This is a genomic window from Fluviicoccus sp., from assembly GCF_030646115.1.
Taxonomy (GTDB): Bacteria; Pseudomonadota; Gammaproteobacteria; order Pseudomonadales; family Moraxellaceae; genus Fluviicoccus.
In genome coordinates this window covers 25,548-41,804 of the sequence record NZ_JAUSMX010000009.1, presented here as the reverse complement: position 1 = coordinate 41,804, position 16,257 = coordinate 25,548, and the positions used below count along the sequence as shown (strand labels likewise).

15 protein-coding genes and 1 other RNA gene are annotated in these 16,257 nt (G+C 60.2%); 2 read left to right on the top strand and 14 right to left on the bottom strand.

Translation table 11 applies throughout. The features are described 5' to 3' along the window. Positions 1 to 3 precede the first annotated feature (3 nt). The 14 genes from Q7T36_RS06015 to rsmI all read right to left on the bottom strand — a co-directional run bounded on the left by Q7T36_RS06015 (position 4) and on the right by rsmI (position 14,853). Positions 4 to 936 (bottom strand): D-alanine--D-alanine ligase, encoded by a 933-nt coding sequence (locus tag Q7T36_RS06015; protein WP_304845132.1) that lies wholly within the window; start codon positions 934 to 936, stop codon positions 4 to 6. A gap of 25 nt (positions 937 to 961) precedes the next feature. Next, a complete protein-coding gene (gene murC, locus Q7T36_RS06010) occupies positions 962 to 2,419 on the bottom strand; it encodes a UDP-N-acetylmuramate--L-alanine ligase (protein WP_304845129.1) in 1,458 nt (485 codons plus the stop codon). An 11-nt stretch (positions 2,420 to 2,430) separates the two neighbouring features. Further along, complete coding sequence (gene murG / locus Q7T36_RS06005; protein ID WP_304845126.1) at positions 2,431 to 3,507, bottom strand: undecaprenyldiphospho-muramoylpentapeptide beta-N-acetylglucosaminyltransferase; 1,077 nt, start codon at positions 3,505 to 3,507, stop codon at positions 2,431 to 2,433. Then, entirely contained in the window at positions 3,497 to 4,687 is a 1,191-nt protein-coding gene (gene ftsW, locus Q7T36_RS06000) for a putative lipid II flippase FtsW (protein WP_304845123.1), read from the bottom strand. The genes murG and ftsW overlap by 11 nt, the downstream gene beginning before the upstream one ends. Then, a complete protein-coding gene (gene murD, locus Q7T36_RS05995; RefSeq protein ID WP_304845120.1) occupies positions 4,684 to 6,045 on the bottom strand; it encodes a UDP-N-acetylmuramoyl-L-alanine--D-glutamate ligase in 1,362 nt (453 codons plus the stop codon). Before murD ends, ftsW begins: the two co-directional genes overlap by 4 nt. A gap of 9 nt (positions 6,046 to 6,054) precedes the next feature. Further along, complete coding sequence (gene mraY / locus Q7T36_RS05990) at positions 6,055 to 7,137, bottom strand: phospho-N-acetylmuramoyl-pentapeptide-transferase (protein WP_304845117.1); 1,083 nt, start codon at positions 7,135 to 7,137, stop codon at positions 6,055 to 6,057. Then, positions 7,137 to 8,483 (bottom strand): UDP-N-acetylmuramoyl-tripeptide--D-alanyl-D-alanine ligase, encoded by a 1,347-nt coding sequence (murF, locus tag Q7T36_RS05985; protein WP_304845114.1) that lies wholly within the window; start codon positions 8,481 to 8,483, stop codon positions 7,137 to 7,139. Before murF ends, mraY begins: the two co-directional genes overlap by 1 nt. Next, the gene (locus Q7T36_RS05980) at positions 8,473 to 9,966 is read right to left on the bottom strand and encodes a UDP-N-acetylmuramoyl-L-alanyl-D-glutamate--2,6-diaminopimelate ligase (RefSeq protein ID WP_304845111.1); all 1,494 of its coding nucleotides are present in this window, start codon (positions 9,964 to 9,966) and stop codon (positions 8,473 to 8,475) included. The genes murF and Q7T36_RS05980 overlap by 11 nt, the downstream gene beginning before the upstream one ends. Further along, entirely contained in the window at positions 9,966 to 11,753 is a 1,788-nt protein-coding gene (locus Q7T36_RS05975; protein ID WP_304845108.1) for a penicillin-binding protein 2, read from the bottom strand. Before Q7T36_RS05975 ends, Q7T36_RS05980 begins: the two co-directional genes overlap by 1 nt. Continuing rightward, complete coding sequence (gene ftsL / locus Q7T36_RS05970) at positions 11,750 to 12,049, bottom strand: cell division protein FtsL (RefSeq protein WP_304845105.1); 300 nt, start codon at positions 12,047 to 12,049, stop codon at positions 11,750 to 11,752. Before ftsL ends, Q7T36_RS05975 begins: the two co-directional genes overlap by 4 nt. Then, entirely contained in the window at positions 12,049 to 12,981 is a 933-nt protein-coding gene (gene rsmH / locus Q7T36_RS05965) for a 16S rRNA (cytosine(1402)-N(4))-methyltransferase RsmH (RefSeq protein WP_304845102.1), read from the bottom strand. The genes ftsL and rsmH overlap by 1 nt, the downstream gene beginning before the upstream one ends. A 289-nt stretch (positions 12,982 to 13,270) precedes the next feature. Then, positions 13,271 to 13,624: RNase P RNA component class A (gene rnpB, locus Q7T36_RS05960), an RNA gene on the bottom strand. 55 nt (positions 13,625 to 13,679) lie between these two features. Beyond that, on the bottom strand, positions 13,680 to 14,009 hold the full coding sequence (locus tag Q7T36_RS05955) for a hypothetical protein (RefSeq protein WP_304845099.1): 330 nt from the start codon (positions 14,007 to 14,009) through the stop codon (positions 13,680 to 13,682). Then, the gene (gene rsmI / locus Q7T36_RS05950) at positions 13,999 to 14,853 is read right to left on the bottom strand and encodes a 16S rRNA (cytidine(1402)-2'-O)-methyltransferase (protein ID WP_304845096.1); all 855 of its coding nucleotides are present in this window, start codon (positions 14,851 to 14,853) and stop codon (positions 13,999 to 14,001) included. The genes Q7T36_RS05955 and rsmI overlap by 11 nt, the downstream gene beginning before the upstream one ends. Before the next feature lie 16 nt (positions 14,854 to 14,869). On the opposite strand from rsmI, the gene Q7T36_RS05945 reads away from it, so the two are divergent. Next, positions 14,870 to 15,922, top strand: coding sequence for a penicillin-binding protein activator (locus Q7T36_RS05945; RefSeq protein WP_304845094.1), 1,053 nt, complete (start codon positions 14,870 to 14,872; stop codon positions 15,920 to 15,922). Then, entirely contained in the window at positions 15,876 to 16,253 is a 378-nt protein-coding gene (locus Q7T36_RS05940; protein WP_304845091.1) for a YraN family protein, read from the top strand. The genes Q7T36_RS05945 and Q7T36_RS05940 overlap by 47 nt, the downstream gene beginning before the upstream one ends. The last annotated feature ends 4 nt before the right edge of the window (positions 16,254 to 16,257 follow it).

The window sequence follows — 16,257 nt, the reverse complement described above, 5'->3', positions numbered from 1 at the left end:
TGCTCAGCCTCTTGACCCGTCCAGGGTTTGCGCCAGGATCGTCCTTACCAGTTGCCCGAAATCCATCCCGTCCGCACGTGCCGCCATCGGCACCAGCGAATGATCGGTCATGCCCGGCACCGTATTCACCTCCAGCAACCAGAAACGGCCGTCCTGGTCCTGCATGGCATCGATTCGCCCCCAGCCGCGGGCGCCGACAGCGGTAAATGCCTCAAGCGCCACGGCCTGCAACCGCCCTTCATCTTCCGGGGAGAGTCCGCAGGGACACAGGTACTGGGTATCGTTGGCCTGATACTTGGCCTCGAAATCGTAAAAACCATGGCTCTGATGTGGCTGCAGACGGATGACCGGCAAAGCGCGGCCGCCCAGAATCACTATCGTGTATTCCCGTCCGGTAATCCAGCGTTCGGCAATGATTTCGCTGTCATATTGCGCGGCAAAGGAATAGGCACCGGGCAGATCCTCCAGGGTCTCCACCTTGCGCATGCCGATGCTGGAACCTTCCCGAACCGGCTTGATCATCAACGGCAGTCCCAGCTCGGCGACGACTGAGGCAAAATCGGTTTCCGCCGACAACCGGCGGTACGAAGGCGTTGGCAAGCCGCAACCCAGCCACAACTGCTTGGTGCGCGCCTTGTCCATGCCCAGCGCCGACGCCAGCACACCACTACCGGTATAGGGCACCCCCAGCAACTCCAGCGCGCCCTGCACGGTGCCGTCTTCACCGCCACGGCCATGCAGCACAATGAAGGCGCGATCATAGGCAACCACTTCGGCAATCGGCCGCCGGGCCGGATCAAAAGCTTCGGCGTCTATGCCGCCGGCCTTGAGGGCGTCCAGAACCGCCTGCCCGCTGATCAGGGAAATTTCCCGTTCGGCCGAAGTGCCGCCAAACAGCACCGCGACCCGCCCGAATTGCTCTTGCTTCACTGTCATGTTGCCTGTTGCTCCCGTGGGATGATTAAGCCTGGCGTGGCTCGCCGGCTTGCAGATAAAGGTTGTGAGCGGCCAGATCCGAGGCAATCGCCCCGACATTACCGGCGCCTTGCGTCAGCAGCAGGTCATTGGACTGCAATATTGCCTTCAGTACCGTCGGCAGGTCTTCGTGTTGCTGCACAAAAACAGGATTTACTTGTCCCAGCAGGCGAACACTACGGGCCAGTGTGCGGCCGTCCGCTCCCGGTATCGGCTTTTCCCCGGCCGGATAGACATCCAGCAGCACCAGCAGGTCCACATCCGACAGGACCCGGACGAAATCCTCGAAGCAGTCACGGGTGCGGGTATAGCGGTGCGGCTGGAACAGCAGCACCAGCCGACGATCCGGGTAGCTCTGGCGGGCGGCCTTGATCGTGGCCTCCACCTCGCGCGGATGATGCCCGTAATCGTCCACCAGACAGACATTACCGTCATCGCAGGGAAACTCGCCATATTGCTGGAAGCGGCGACCGACGCCCTGAAAACGGATCAGTGCGGCCCGGATCGCTTCATCGCTGACGCCTTCATCGGTCGCGATGCTGATGGCGGCCAGGGAGTTCAGGACATTATGCATGCCCGGCAGGTTCAGCGTGACATTCAACGGTTCGCGGTGGGGGCGCAACACGGTAAAACGGGTCTGTGTACCAGCCTGTTCGATATCAACCGCCCTGACATCGTTTTCTTCCGCAAAACCGTAGGTGATGGTAGAGCGCCCGATTCGCGCCAACAACGACCTAATGACCGGATCATCGCCGCACACTACAGCCAGTCCGTAAAATGGCAGGTTATGCAGGAACTGGATGAAGGTGTCCTTCAGCTTCTCAAAATCGCCACCATAGGTGTCCATATGATCAGCGTCAATGTTGGTCACCACCGCAGCCATGGGCAGCAGATGCAGGAACGAAGCATCGCTTTCATCGGCCTCGGCGACCAGATAGCGGCTGCCGCCCAGCTTGGCATTGGTCCCCGCGCTGTTCAGCAAGCCGCCGATGACAAATGTCGGGTCCATACCCGCTTCCGCCAGGATCGATGTCACCAGACTGGTCGTTGTCGTCTTGCCATGCGTTCCGGCAATGGCGATGCCATGCCGCCAACGCATCAGCTCGCCCAGCATTTCCGCACGGCGGACGATGGGAATCCGCGCTTCCCGGGCGGCGACCACCTCAGGATTGCTGTTATCAATCGCGGTGGAGGCGACCAGCACATCCACGCCTTCAATATGCGAAGCCTCATGGCCAATGAAGATCCGGGCGCCCAGCTTTGCCAGACGCGCCGTGGTTTCGCCCGCCTTAGCGTCGGAACCGGAAATGGCGTAGCCCTGGTTCAGCAGCACTTCCGCAATGCCGCACATCCCCGCTCCGCCGATACCGACGAAATGAATCAGCTTTACCCGGCGCATTTCGGGGATTTCAATCAATCGACTACGTCCGTTGCCATGACTCATGGGCTGTCTCATTATGCTCGGGGTTGAAGACAAAAGGCCGCCACCGTGGCAGTGGCTTCAGGCTTGGCCTGCTGACGGGCCTTGACCGCCATGTTCAGCAGGGTGTCGCGGTTCCAGACCGCACGCAGCTCCGCCGCCAGCACTTCCGGAGTCAATATTTTCTGCGGGCACAGGCAAGCCGCGCCGGCTTCCGACAGATAACGGGCATTGGCCGTCTGATGATCATCCACAGCAAAGGGATAAGGCACCAGAATGGAGGCTGCCCCCACCGCCGCCAGCTCGCTGACCGTCAAGGCTCCGGACCGGCAGATAACCAGATCCGCCCAGGCATATGCAGCCGCCATGTCATCAATGAATGGCACAACTTCCGCCGTAACCCCCACTGCCTCGTAGTTGGCTTGCGTGGATTCCACAGACTTGCGGCCGGTTTGGTGCCGGAGCTCCGGACGCATGTCCGGGGACAACTGAGCCAACGCTTTCGGCAGCAGCGCGTTCAGCGCAACAGCGCCCTGGCTGCCGCCCAGCACCAGCACCCGCAACGGCCCGCTCCGGCCGGCAAAGCGCTCTTCGGGGGCCGGTACGGCGCAAATATCCGCCCGCACCGGATTACCGGTGGTGGCCACCTTCGGATCTGCAGGGAAAGCGCCGGGAAAGGCCTGCAGCACCTGCGTGGCCAGACGCGACAGCATCCGGTTGGTGAATCCGGCAATGGCATTCTGCTCATGAATGATCAGCGGCTTGCCCAGTAGGCGCGCCGCCAGCCCGCCCGGACCGGTCACATAACCGCCCAATCCAATGACGCAATCCGCCTCCACGGCGCGCATGACCCGCATCGCCGCCAGCGTTGCCGCCATCACCTTGAACGGCGCGCGCAGCAGGCGGCCGATGCCCTGACCCCGGACGCCGCTGACATCCAGGAACGTAATCGGCAACCGGTTTTTCGGCACGACATCCGCCTCAATACCCGCCGCCGTCCCCAGCCAATGGATACGTACGCCATGGCTTTCCAGCTGATGCGCAACCGCCAACGCCGGAAAAACATGCCCTCCGGTCCCCCCGGCCATCACCACCACGGACTTAACGGCCATTTTTCTTCTCCCGGAAGCCCGTCCGCGTTTCCGCATCGATCCGCAACAGGATGCCAAGCATCACAAACACCACCATCAGGCTACTACCGCCGTAGCTGACCAAGGGCAGCGTCAAGCCCTTGGTGGGGAAAAAGCCGGTGTTGACCCCGATATTGATCACCGCCTGCATCGTGATCAAAAAGGCCAGACCATAAGCCAGGTAGCCTTCAAACTGACGACCCGCCGCCTCGGCGTTTCGGCCGATTTTCAGCGCCGACGTGATCAGCACCCAGAACAGGCTGATCAGCAGGACAACTCCGACCAGCCCGAATTCCTCGGCATACACTGCAAATACAAAGTCGGTATGTGCTTCGGGCAAATAAAACAGCTTCTGAACGCTATGACCGAGGCCGACACCAAACCAGTCCCCGCGTCCGAACGCAATCAGGCTCTGCGACAACTGGTAGTCGGAACCATACTGGTCATCCCAGGGATCCATGAACGACATCACCCGGCGCAACCGGTAAGGCTCCAGGATAATGGCAGCGATACCGCCCGCCAGCACAAAAAACACCAGACCGCCGAACTGGATCATTGGCGCACCGGCTAAAAACAGCATGCCCATGACAGCCGTCATCAGCACCAGGCTGGCGCCAAAATCGGGCTCACTGAGGAACAAGCCGATAAAGGTGCCGATCACCGCCATTGCCCTTAGAAACCCCAAAATATAGGTGGTTCTGACCTCTTCCTGACGTCTTACCAAATACCCCGCCATGAACAGCACCACAGCGAATTTACCGATCTCGGAGGGCTGAATGGTTAACGGCCCCACGCCCAGCCAGCGGGCGCTGCCGTTGATACGCTTTCCAACATGAGGAATCAGCACCATCACCAGCAGTACAAAGGCAAAAGCGAGAATATGCCAACTGAAGCGCTGCCAGAAATGCATCGGCACATTCACCACCACTCCGGCAGTCGAGACCGCCAGCAGCATGTAAAACAAATGCCGGAAAAAGAAGTAGAACGGATGGCCAAAGATGGCGTCCGCCACCCCCATCGAAGCCGAGGCGACCATGATGACGCCGATACAGGCCAGCATGCCTGCCGACAACATCAACAGGCGCGCCGGAGTGAATTCCTCACGCCAGTTCGGTACAACCCAGTGCCGGGGAATGGAAATCCGGGGCAAGGCGAGCTTCATGCAGCCTCCGTCAGCGCCTGTACAGCCGCCTCAAAGCGGTTGCCGCGATCTTCATAACTCTGGAACATGTCAAAGCTGGCGCAGGCCGGGGACAGCAGCACCGCATCACCGGCAACCGCCAAACGACCGGCCAGACGTATCGCGTCGGGAAGACTGTCCGCATGAAGCCGCTCGATGCCGGGGGTCAGGACGGCCTCAATCCGGGCAGCATCCTCACCGATCAGGATGACAGACTTGCCAAACTGCTCCAGGGCGGGCGTCAAGGGAGAAAAGTCCTGACCCTTGCCCTGGCCGCCGGCAATCAGGATAACTTTGCCGTCGATGACCGGCCCCAGTCCGTTCAATGCCGCCAGCGTTGCCCCTACATTGGTGCCCTTGGAATCGTTATACCAACTGACGCCGTTGTAACGTGCGACCATCCGGCAGCGATGCGGCAATCCTGGGAACTCGCGCAGGGTGTCCAGCATGACTTGCAGGGGCAAATTGACCGCTGAACCCAGCGCCAGCGCCGCCAGCGCATTGGCGATATTGTGCTCACCGAAAATCTTCATCTCATTGGCCGCCAGCAGTTTTTCATGCCCATGGGCAAGCCAGACCTGACCGGCCTCGCGGATTACCCCCCAGGAATCATGGTCAGGCATGTCGGTTCCAAAACTGGTATGCGGAACGGATTCCGGCAATTGCGGCACCGTCAGGTCGTCCTGACGATTAGTTACGTAAAACCTGCAGTTTCTGAAAATACGATGCTTGGCGCGATGGTATTCCTGCATATTTTTGTAACGATCCATGTGGTCTTCACTGATATTGAGAACCACCGCGGCTGCGGCACGCAAGTCGTGTGTAGTTTCCAGCTGGAAACTCGATAATTCGAGCACATACAGCCCGGTTTCAGGATTCAGCAAGTCCAACACCGGAATACCCAGATTACCGCCGACACCGGCTTTTATCCCGGCATTATCCGCCATTAATCCCACCAGCGTTGTCACGGTGCTTTTGGCGTTGGAACCGGTAATGGCGATGATCGGCGCGTCTGTGGCGCGGCAAAACAGTTCTATATCCCCGATTACCGGTATGCCGGCCTTGAGCCGGGCTGCCAGCATCGCCGGTTCGTTGATCGAAATACCGGGACTGGCAATGATTTCGCGGGCCTGCAACAACAGGCTTTCATCCAGTCCGCCCAGACTGCAATGAACCTCCGGATAATCCCGACGCAATTCCTCCAACCCCGGAGGGTTGTTCCGGGTGTCGTTGACGGCGACCGTATAACCCTGCCCACGCAGAAAACGCACACAGGAGAGACCGGTCTTGCCCAGCCCCACCACGACCATTAATCTGTCTTGCTGAATCCGGTTTTCCATGGCGGTTTCCTAGCGAATTTTCAGGGTGGCCAAACCCAGCAGTACCAGCATGAAGCTGATAATCCAGAACCGCACCACCACCTTGGTTTCAGGCCAGCCCTTCAACTCATAATGGTGATGAATCGGCGCCATGCGGAAAATGCGTTTTCCGGTCAGTTTGAATGAGGCCACCTGCAACATCACCGAAACCGTTTCCAGCACAAAAACACCGCCCATGACAAACAGCACGATTTCCTGGCGGACAATAACCGCAATCACTCCCAGCACCGCCCCTAGCGCCAATGCCCCGACATCCCCCATGAAAACCTGGGCCGGATAGGCATTGAACCAGAGAAAACCCAGCCCGGCCCCGATGATCGATCCGCAAATGACAATCAGCTCCCCTGCCCCCACCACATGCGGAATATGCAGGTAGGTCGCAAATTTAATATTACCCGAAACATAAGCAAAAATAGCCAACGCGCCTGCAACCATAACCGTAGGCATGATCGCCAGGCCGTCCAATCCGTCAGTCAGATTGACGGCATTACTGCTGCCGACAATCACCAGATAGGTCAGCAGAATATAAAACACCCCCAACGGGATCACAAAATCCTTGAAAAACGGGAAAATCAAGGCTGTTTCCTGTGGCGTGCTGGCAATGTAATACAGAAACCCCGCCGCCCCGATGCCGCCGAGCGATTGCCAGAAATACTTCCAGCGCGCCGGCAAGCCGCGTGAATTCTTTTCAACCACTTTCCGGTAGTCATCCACCCAGCCCACCGCGCCAAAAACCGCCATGACCGCGAGGACCACCCAGATATAAGGGTTGTTCAATTTGCCCCACAGCAAGGTGCTGACGGCAATCGCCACCAGGATCAGCGCGCCGCCCATGGTCGGCGTGCCGGACTTGACCAGATGCGTTTGCGGTCCGTCGGTGCGGACGGCCTGACCAAACTTCATGAGGCGCAGCTTCTCGATCATCCAGGGGCCAAGCCACAGGGATATGCCCAAGGCGGTAAGCACACTCAGGATGGCGCGCAGGGTGAGATAATCAAACACCCGGAAAGCCTTGACGTATTCAGCGAGTATTCCCGCCAGCCAGACAAGCATCAGCGTTGCTCCTCAATCAGTTTCTGGACAACCCGCTCCATGCGGGCGCTGCGGGAACCCTTGACCAGCACCGTGGCCGGGCCCTTAATCAATGTCGGCAATACCGCCAGTAATTCGTCCTGGGTGGCAAAACCGCACACATTGCCCGGCCCGAACCCCAGAACCGTGCCCTCATGGAAGTTACCCACCGCCAGCAGCAGGTCAATACCCAGACTGGCGGCATGGGCGCCGACTTCGGCATGCATTTCTGCAGCACCATCCCCCAACTCGCCCATGCCGCCGAGAATGGCAATGCGTCGCCCTTCACAACCGGCCAGCATATCCAGAGCGGCCTTCATGGATGCCGGATTGGCGTTATACGTGTCATCTATTACCACCAGATCACCACACCGATGCCTTTCCAGTCGGCCCGGCGCCGGTTTGGCAGCCTGCAGCCCGTCACGGATATGCCCGGGGGCAATATCGCAGGCCAGCGCCAGTGCGGCGGCGGCCAGGGCGTTGCTGACATTATGCTGCCCCAGCACCTGCAAGTGGATGGGCAGCGTCACATCCGGCAACTGCAAATCAAAGGTCCAAGCGCCGCCGGCTTGCCGGATCAGGCTTTTCGCAGACACATCCGCCGGGCCGTTGACCGAAAAAGTAATGACCCGCCGACCGGCATTCAGGGACAGGTGGTAATCCGCGTAATCGTCATCCCGATTGACCACCGCCACGCCGTCAACGGTCAAGCCGCTGAAGATCTCTCCCTTGGCATCCGCAATACCCTGTCGGCTGCCGAACCCTTCCAGATGAGCAACCCCTACGTTGTTGATAAGCGCCGCTTGCGGTTGCACTAAACCACTGGTGCAAGCAATTTCCCCCTTGTGGTTCGCCCCCAACTCAAAGACCCCGTACTTGTGCTGAGCGCCCAGCCGTAACAGGGTCAGCGGTACGCCGATTTCGTTATTCTTGTTGCCCAGCGTCGCCAGCGTCTCACCGGCCTTGCTGAAGATCGAGGCCGCCATTTCCTTGACGGTGGTCTTGCCGCTGCTGCCGGTAATCGCCACCCGCACCGGGTTGAACTGAAGTCGCCAGGCCAGCGCCAATTGCTGCAACGCCACGCGGGTATCCGGAACCAGCACTTGCGGCAGGGGCAGACCGGGATTCAGGACGGTGACCATGGCCCCGCAAGCCCCCGCCTCTGCAGCCCTCGCAACAAAGGCGTTGGCGTCAAAATTTTCACCACTGAGGGCAACAAAGAAATCCCCGGCGGCGATCTGCCTGGTGTCCGTGGAGAAAGTCAGCGCCTCTCCATCCGCCCCATGCAACTGCCCGCCGGTTACCGCCGCAATCTTGCTAAATCGCATCTGACGTCCCCTCCACGCCGACCCCGTGCATCAGCCCCAAATGACGTCGCACTTCTTCCGCATCATCAAAGGCATAGCGCACGCCGCGAACTTCCTGATAGTCCTCGTGCCCCTTGCCCGCCACCAGCACCAGATCACCGGGCGCCGCTTCTTTCATTGCCATCGCAATCGCTTCGCGACGGTCTGTGCAAACCTGCACCCTCATCTTGTCTTCACCGCCCAGCCCTGACAGCACATCAGCAATGATGCGATCCGGCGCCTCGCTGCGCGGGTTGTCCGACGTCACCACCACCCGGTCCGCCAGACGGGCAGCAATCGCCCCCATCAGTGCACGCTTGCCGGAGTCGCGGTCGCCACCGCAGCCAAACACGCACCACAGGCGACCCTGAACATGCTCACGCAGGGTCTGTAATACTTTTTCCAGTGCGTCCGGCGTGTGAGCATAGTCCACCACCGCCGTCATGTTTCCATTCGACCAGCACTCCATGCGGCCCCGCACCGGCTGCACGGCCTCCAGCGCCCGCACGGCATCATCCAGCGGAATATCCACCGCCAGCAACCCGGCCAGCACGGCCAGCAGGTTGCTGACATTGAAGCGGCCCAGCAAACGGCTGCGGATCTCACGGTCCCCCATCGGGGTTCTGACCCGCAATACCAACCCCTGCAATGAGGGAGCGACACTCAGCGCCACAAAATCGGCGCGGGAATCGGGCTGCTGGCTGTACGACCAGCAACGAACCTGTTTGCCCAGCAGATGTCGAAAATGCACCGAGGCCGGGTCATCCGCATTGAGGATCGCCTGCTTCAGCGTCGGCCACTGAAACAGCAAGCCCTTCGCATCGCGGTAGGTTTCCATGTCGCCGTGATAATCCAGATGGTCACGGGTCAGGTTGGTGAAAACAGCCGTTTCGATGCGGGTGGCATTCAGCCGCCCCTGCTCCAGACCGTGCGAACTGGCCTCCATCGCCACCACTTGCGCACCGGCATCACGGAACTCGGCCAGCCTCGCCTGCAACTGCACAGCATCCAGCGTGGTATGTGTTGAAGGTTGTACTTCACCCACCAGACCGTTGCCCAAGGTTCCAAGTACTGCGGCGCGGCGACCAAGAAACTCACAGGCATGCGCCAGCAACTGGGCGGTGCTGGTCTTGCCATTGGTGCCGGTTACGGCCACGACCCGCAGTGACTGACTGGGCTGCCCGTAAAATCCGGAGGCAATTTCGCCCAAAAGCGACGACAGACCGGGCACCCCGATCACCGGTACGCCTTCGACTTCTTCGCTACCGGCATCTTCCGCCAGCACCGCTGCCGCGCCGTTGAGTACAGCCTGCGGAATGAAATCGCGGGCATCGTGAGTGCGGCCGCGCAGGGCCAGGAACAGGGATCCCGGCCTTACCTGGCGGCTGTCTGCCGTCAGCCCCGTCACTTCAAGATCCGACCATGCAGAGGGCGCCTCCGCATAAAAATCACCCAGACGCGGCATCAGGTCCGTCCTCCGGCAGGCGCCGGCACTGCCCGTTCCATCGGCACCGGGGGAGGTGGTTCAAGAGGCTTGTCAGTTGGTACATTCATCAGGCGCAGCGTTTCCGCCATGACCCGCGAGAAAACCGGTGCAGCCACAAGACCGCCGTAATAACCGCCCTTGGACGGATTGTCTATCACCACCGCCATAACCACCTTGGGGTTGGAAACCGGGGCAAATCCGACAAAAAGTGACATATAGTCATTGGCCGCATAACCGCCAGCCTGCGCCTTGTGCGCTGTCCCGGTTTTGCCCGCCACGCGATAACCGGGAACTGCCGCCTTCTTGGCCGTTCCATCTTCTGAAACCACCGACTCCATCATGGGAAACAACTGCCGGGCAATCCTTTCACTGATCAGGCGTGTTTCCTGCACGGGGCCATTGACCTTCAGGAAACTGACCGGACGCTGTACGCCGCCCGCCGCAATCGTGGCGTAGGCACGCGCCAGTTGCAGGGCATTAACCGTCAAACCATAACCATAGGACATTGTGGCTAACTCCACCGGACGCCAGCGTTCCGGCGGCTGCAGGCGGCCGCGGGTTTCGCCGGGGAAACCGCTGCCAGTTACTTTCCCCAGACCAAAGCGCTGTAGAAAGGTCGGCAAGCCATCAGGCGGCAGGGACAGGGCAATTTGCGCCGCCCCCACGTTACTGGACTTGGTGATGATGGTGCCCATATCAATGATCCCGTAATTCTCGTGATCGGTGATGGTCTTGTTGTAAACCTGATAGGAGCCCGGATTGGTGTTGAATTTACTGTCCGGGGTGTATTTCCCGCTCTCCAGCCCGGCCGCCACCGTCAGTACTTTCATGGTGGAACCCGGCTCGAACATATCGACAGCGCCCCGGTTGCGCAGGCTGTCCAGCGGCACGCCAATGCGATTGTTGGGGTTGTAGCCGGGCTGGTTGGCCATGGCCAGCACTTCACCGGTTTCCACATCCAGCGCCACCACCAGCCCGGCTTTCGCACCATGTTCGGCCACCGCCGCCGCCAGTTCACGATAGGCAATATACTGGACACGGGAATCAAAACTGAGGTTCAGTTCCTTGCCAGGCGTAGCCGCCTTGATCAGGGACACATCCTTGACCTTGCGCCCCTTCAAATCGCGCATGACCAGCATCTTGCCGGGTTTGCCGCGCAACTCCGGGTCATATGCCAGCTCCAGGCCTTCCTTGCCGTAATCATCCAAGTCTGTGAAACCGATGATATGGGACGCGCTTTCCCCTTCGGGGTAATACCGCTTGTATTCATTAATGCCGTACACCCCGGGGAACTCCCGGTCCAGCACTACTTTTGCGATATCGGGCGCCAGATGACGCTTCAGATAGAGAAACTCCTTGCCCTCACTGCGTTTCAGGCGCGACGCGAGCACAGCTGGATCCACCCCGATCGCCAGCGCCAGTTCCGGGACATCAAGCACGCGGGGCTTTGCTTTGGGGTTAGCCGGTTGGCCCAACTCACGTACTTCCTTAGGGTTGACCCAAAGCGACACCACCGGCGTACTGACGGCCAGCGGTACGCCGTTACGGTCCAGAATCATGCCGCGATGCGCAGGCAGCGTTTCCTTGCGCAACATGCGAGCGTCACCCTGCCGCTTCAGGAATTCATGATCGATGACATGGAGATACGTGGCGCGCACCAGCATGCCCAGGAACAGGAGTCCCAGCAGGATGGCGACTGCTTTATGGCGCCCGGAAAAACCGGGGGCCACCGCTTTGACCGGGCGCGCGGTCTTGCCTTGCTTCATTGCTGCACCATCACCACCGATTCGGGTGGCGGAGGCACCATTTGCAGTTCCTCCGCACCGAGCTTGCCTATGCGTCCGTACGACCCCCAGGCATGCTGCTCCAGCAACAACTGCCCCCACTCAACATCCAGATTGTTCTTTTCCTCATCCAGCCGTTGCAATTCCTGCACCTTCAGCCGTGCCAAATGCGCACTATAGGCCACGCCGACAGCAGAACCGACCAGCCCGACAACCAGCAAGGCCACGACCCCGGCGCTCAGGCTGGGTTTGAAGCTCTTTTTGAGCAACTCGATCATCACGCGGACTCCAGCTTCATCGCTACGCGCAGGTGGGCGCTGCGGGCGCGGGGGTTGCGGCTGATTTCATCGGGCGAAGGATCAATCTTGCCCAGTGATTTGGCCAAAGGCTTGAGGTCAGCGGCGCGAATGGGGAAATCCCGGGGCAGATCATCCCCCTGGGACTGCTTCCGGAAAAACTGTTTCACCATCCGGTCTTCGAGTGAGTGAAAGCTGATCACGGCCAACTTCCCCCCCGGCTTCAGGGCGGCCATGGCGTCAGGCAGGAAACCGGCAACGTCATCCAACTCGCCGTTAACCGCGATACGGATCGCCTGAAAAGTGCGGGTGGCAGGATTCTTGTTGCGCTCCCAAGCCGGATGCGCGGCGGCCACCACCTCCGACAACTGCCGGGTGGTGAGAATCGGCTCGGGATTCTGTTTGATGGCCTTGGCTATGCGACGACTGAAACGCTCTTCACCATAACGGAAGATAGCATCCGCCAATTGTTCTTCCGTGGCGCGGGCAATCCATTCCGCCGCCGAGAGTCCGGCGCGGGGGTTCATCCTCATGTCCAGCGGACCGTCATTCTGGAAGCTGAAGCCCCGGGAAGCGTCATCGATTTGCGGGGAAGAGACGCCGAGATCGGCCATGATGCCATCCACCCGGCCGGCCAAGTGACGCTCTGCCAGCACGGCCGCCAGATCCGCAAAGCTGGCGTGCACCATGATGACCCGGGGATCACTGTCAGCCAGAGCCTGACCGGCGGCGATGGCCTCGGGATCCTTGTCGAAAGCAATCAACAATGCCTGGGGGGAAAGGTGCGAAAGCAGCTCACGGGAATGACCGCCGCGACCAAAGGTTGCGTCCACGTAGATACCGTCTACGGCCCCCAGGACAGCCTGTACGGTTTCTTCCAGCAAGACGGTCTGATGTACGAAAAGACTGCTCATAATTGCGCCAAGAATGCAGGAGGCGGGCACAAAAAAAGGAAAAAACATTCCGGGAAGGCCACTGCCCGCCAGAAGAACGGTTTTTTCCGACAAGCGGGAAACTATAGAGAGACGCCCGTACAGCGTCAAGCGGCTGCATCACAAGTTTTGTGCTGAATTTTCAGCGACTTATGGGACAAACATCAGCCACCCCGGACCAAAAACAAATGCATGGCGCACAATGCTGAGAAATCACTTTAAGAAAAGCGGTTTGTCAGGTTTTTGTCTCGGGAAATTTGTCCCTGAAATAAGGCCGAGTCGGCCTGTAAGCCGGGTTCTGTCGAGGACGGTCATTCCTCTAGGCGCACGGTCACCCGTGCGCTCCAGCAACCTACCCGCATCCAGCGCGGGCCACGCCATAGGATGCCTATTTGGTCTTGCTTCAAGTGGGGTTTGCCGTACCGGTCTGTTACCAGACTCGTGGTGCGCTCTTACCGCACCGTTTCACCCTTACCACGCATGTCTTGCGACACCGTTCGGCGGACTGCTCTCTGTTGCACTTTCCGTCGGCTCACGCCGCCCAGGCGTTACCTGGCACTTTGCCCTGCGAAGCCCGGACTTTCCTCCCCCTGCTTGCGCAGGCGGCGACCGTCCAGCCGACTCGGACGCGCAGGATATCAGGATGCGCGGCGATGGCAAGGAGTTTTTGGGATTCGCAATCACCTCCCTGAAACCATTGCATCCTCGCGCCCGCTTTGATAACGGACAATCTGCAAGCGCACCGTATCCCCCACGTGATGATCCCGTGCCCTGGGTGCGTAAACCCGGGCCTGGCGCCCGTCCGCCAAGTGTACCAGCCATGCCTGCTCGTGCACCTCCAGAATCCGCGCTTCCGTGACGTAGCTTTTTTCTATCTTACCGTCGGCTGGCGACAGCAACCCTCCCCACCACATCACCAGCAGGGCGGCGGCCAAGGCCGCCGCCCTGGCGAAATAACTGTTGCGAATCCAGTCCTGCAAGCCCATAGCCGCTTCTCCCTCAGTCAACACCGGCCGAACCGGCATGCAGCGCCAGCGCCCGGTCATACAATGCGTTTTTACGGCGGCCGGTCAACTCAGCCGCCAGCTGCGAGGCCGGTTTTACCGGCAGATACTTCAGCAACTTCACCAGCAAAGCGTCCGTTTCCGCCTCATCCGGCAGTTGATCGGTGGCCGGCGCCCCTTCCACCACCAGCACGAACTCGCCTTTCTGCTGATTGGCGTCAGACTCGACCCACGCACATAGCTCGGCTGCCGGCAACAGACGGATGGTCTCAAAGGTCTTGGTCATCTCCCGCCCTAAGGCAATACGCCGGACAGCTCCGAAAATATCACGCATGTCCTGCAGGCACTCGACAATGCGATGTGGAGCCTCATAAAAAATCAGGGTACGACTCTCGCCGGACAAGGACTCCAGACGACCCCGGCGCGCCGTGGTTTTGGCTGGCAGGAAACCCTCAAAGACAAAACGATCGCTGGGCAAACCGGCGGCAGACAAAGCAGCAATGGCGGCGCAGGCGCCAGGCACCGGTGAAACCCTGACTCCCGCCGCCTGGGCCGCCGCCACCAAGCGATAGCCGGGATCGGATATCAGCGGAGTTCCGGCATCGGAAATCAAGGCGATACTGTCACCAGACACGATGCGCGCCAGCAGGGATTCCGCCTGCGCCTGCTCGTTATGGTCGTGCAGCGCCATGCTGGGGGTGGAAATACCCAGATGCTGCAACAATCGCGAGGAATGCCGTGTATCCTCGGCCGCAATCAGGCTGACCTGCTTCAAGACCGCGCAGGCCCGCAACGAGATGTCGTCGAGGTTGCCAATCGGGGTCGCCACCACATAAAGTACGCCGGTCATATCTAGGAACTCGGGAATGTCGATTATTCGCACCGGGCTGTTGCTGTCCGCCCTCATCGCCTCGCCCGTCCTGGCCGAGGATATCGTCGTGCTGCTGCCGCAAAGCGGCCCCGCCGCCAAAGCCGGATCGGCCGTGCGCGACGGCTTGCTGGCCGGCTATTATCAGACCGGCGGCCACCGCAATGCCAGCCTTGTCCTCAATTTCCGGGATACCGGCTCCCAAAACAACATCAAAGCCATCCTCGATAGCGCCATGACGCCGGATACTCGGCTGGTGATCGGCCCCCTGCTGCGGGACCAGGTCTCCGCCGTACTCGCCTCTCCGCCGTCCGCACCGGTGCTGGCGCTGAACGATGTCGATCATCTGGCCGTTCCCGGTGTTTGGGAGTTTGCCTTGTCTCCCGACGATGAAATGGCCCCGCTCGCCGAGGCCATGAAACAGGACGGAATTCAGCGGGTGCGCATCCTGATGCAGGCCGATGAGTCCGGTGAGCGCCTGCGCCAGGCCTTTGAAATGGCCTGGGAGTCCCGCAACGGACAATTACTGCCGGCCTTCGCGCTGCAGGAAAGCAGCCAGGGCGGCATCAGCGCCAGCCTGAGACAATTGCTGGCGTCCCCGGACACAGCCCGCACCCAGGCCTTTTTCCTGGCCACGCCCTCTCTGGCGCTCCAGGTCATGCCGCTGCTGGCCTTTTACCAGAAGCAACCGCTGAAGGTGTACACCACATCCCCTGCTTTTGACGAAATCGCCCCGGCGCTGCAGCGGCGCGACCTGAACGGTTTGCGCTTTTGCGGTGCACCCTGGTCCATGGAGAACCGCTGGCCTGAACAACCGTTACTCGCAGCCGCCTCACCGCCCGACTCTGGCAGCTTCAACCGTTTGCAGGCTTTCGGGGCCGATGCCTGGAGCCTGCAACGGCTGCTTCCGGCCCGCAAGCCCCTGACCCTGAGCCTGCGCACCGGCAACATCGCCCTCGACGCCAATGGATTGCAACGCACCCCTGTGTGCATGGAGATACTGGATGGAACCCCTCGCCCCCTCACGCCAAATTTGCGGACAAGCCGCTGAAGACGCCGCCTGCCACTACCTCATTCAACAGGGCTTCCACCCGGTTAGCCGCAATTTCCGCAGCCGCCGGGGTGAGGTCGACCTGATCGTCGTCAAGGGCGACCTGCTGGTCTTTGTGGAGGTCCGCTATCGCGGCGGCGAGGACTTTGGCGGCGCCATAGGGTCTGTCACTCGCGGCAAGCAACAAAAAATCATTGCGGCCGCCCGCTATTTTCTGCACCATCGACCGCGATTTGCGAATCATGCCGTCAGGTTCGACGTGATCGCCATGAGCGGGAACCCCGGAAACTGGATGTTCCAGTGGATTCCGGCCGCCTTTCTTGCCGAGTAAGCCC

Excerpts from the sequence above, each read along its gene's own strand:
- Q7T36_RS06015 (WP_304845132.1), bottom strand. The coding sequence starts at position 936 with ATGACAGTGAAGCAAGAGCAATTCGGGCGGGTCGCGGTGCTGTTTGGC.
- murC (WP_304845129.1), bottom strand. The coding sequence starts at position 2,419 with ATGAGTCATGGCAACGGACGTAGTCGATTGATTGAAATCCCCGAAATG.
- murG (WP_304845126.1), bottom strand. The coding sequence starts at position 3,507 with ATGGCCGTTAAGTCCGTGGTGGTGATGGCCGGGGGGACCGGAGGGCAT.
- ftsW (WP_304845123.1), bottom strand. The coding sequence starts at position 4,687 with ATGAAGCTCGCCTTGCCCCGGATTTCCATTCCCCGGCACTGGGTTGTA.
- murD (WP_304845120.1), bottom strand. The coding sequence starts at position 6,045 with ATGGAAAACCGGATTCAGCAAGACAGATTAATGGTCGTGGTGGGGCTG.
- mraY (WP_304845117.1), bottom strand. The coding sequence starts at position 7,137 with ATGCTTGTCTGGCTGGCGGGAATACTCGCTGAATACGTCAAGGCTTTC.
- murF (WP_304845114.1), bottom strand. The coding sequence starts at position 8,483 with ATGCGATTTAGCAAGATTGCGGCGGTAACCGGCGGGCAGTTGCATGGG.
- Q7T36_RS05980 (WP_304845111.1), bottom strand. The coding sequence starts at position 9,966 with ATGCCGCGTCTGGGTGATTTTTATGCGGAGGCGCCCTCTGCATGGTCG.
- Q7T36_RS05975 (WP_304845108.1), bottom strand. The coding sequence starts at position 11,753 with ATGAAGCAAGGCAAGACCGCGCGCCCGGTCAAAGCGGTGGCCCCCGGT.
- ftsL (WP_304845105.1), bottom strand. The coding sequence starts at position 12,049 with ATGATCGAGTTGCTCAAAAAGAGCTTCAAACCCAGCCTGAGCGCCGGG.
- rsmH (WP_304845102.1), bottom strand. The coding sequence starts at position 12,981 with ATGAGCAGTCTTTTCGTACATCAGACCGTCTTGCTGGAAGAAACCGTA.
- rsmI (WP_304845096.1), bottom strand. The coding sequence starts at position 14,853 with ATGACCGGCGTACTTTATGTGGTGGCGACCCCGATTGGCAACCTCGAC.
- Q7T36_RS05945 (WP_304845094.1), top strand. The coding sequence starts at position 14,870 with ATGTCGATTATTCGCACCGGGCTGTTGCTGTCCGCCCTCATCGCCTCG.
- Q7T36_RS05940 (WP_304845091.1), top strand. The coding sequence starts at position 15,876 with ATGGAACCCCTCGCCCCCTCACGCCAAATTTGCGGACAAGCCGCTGAA.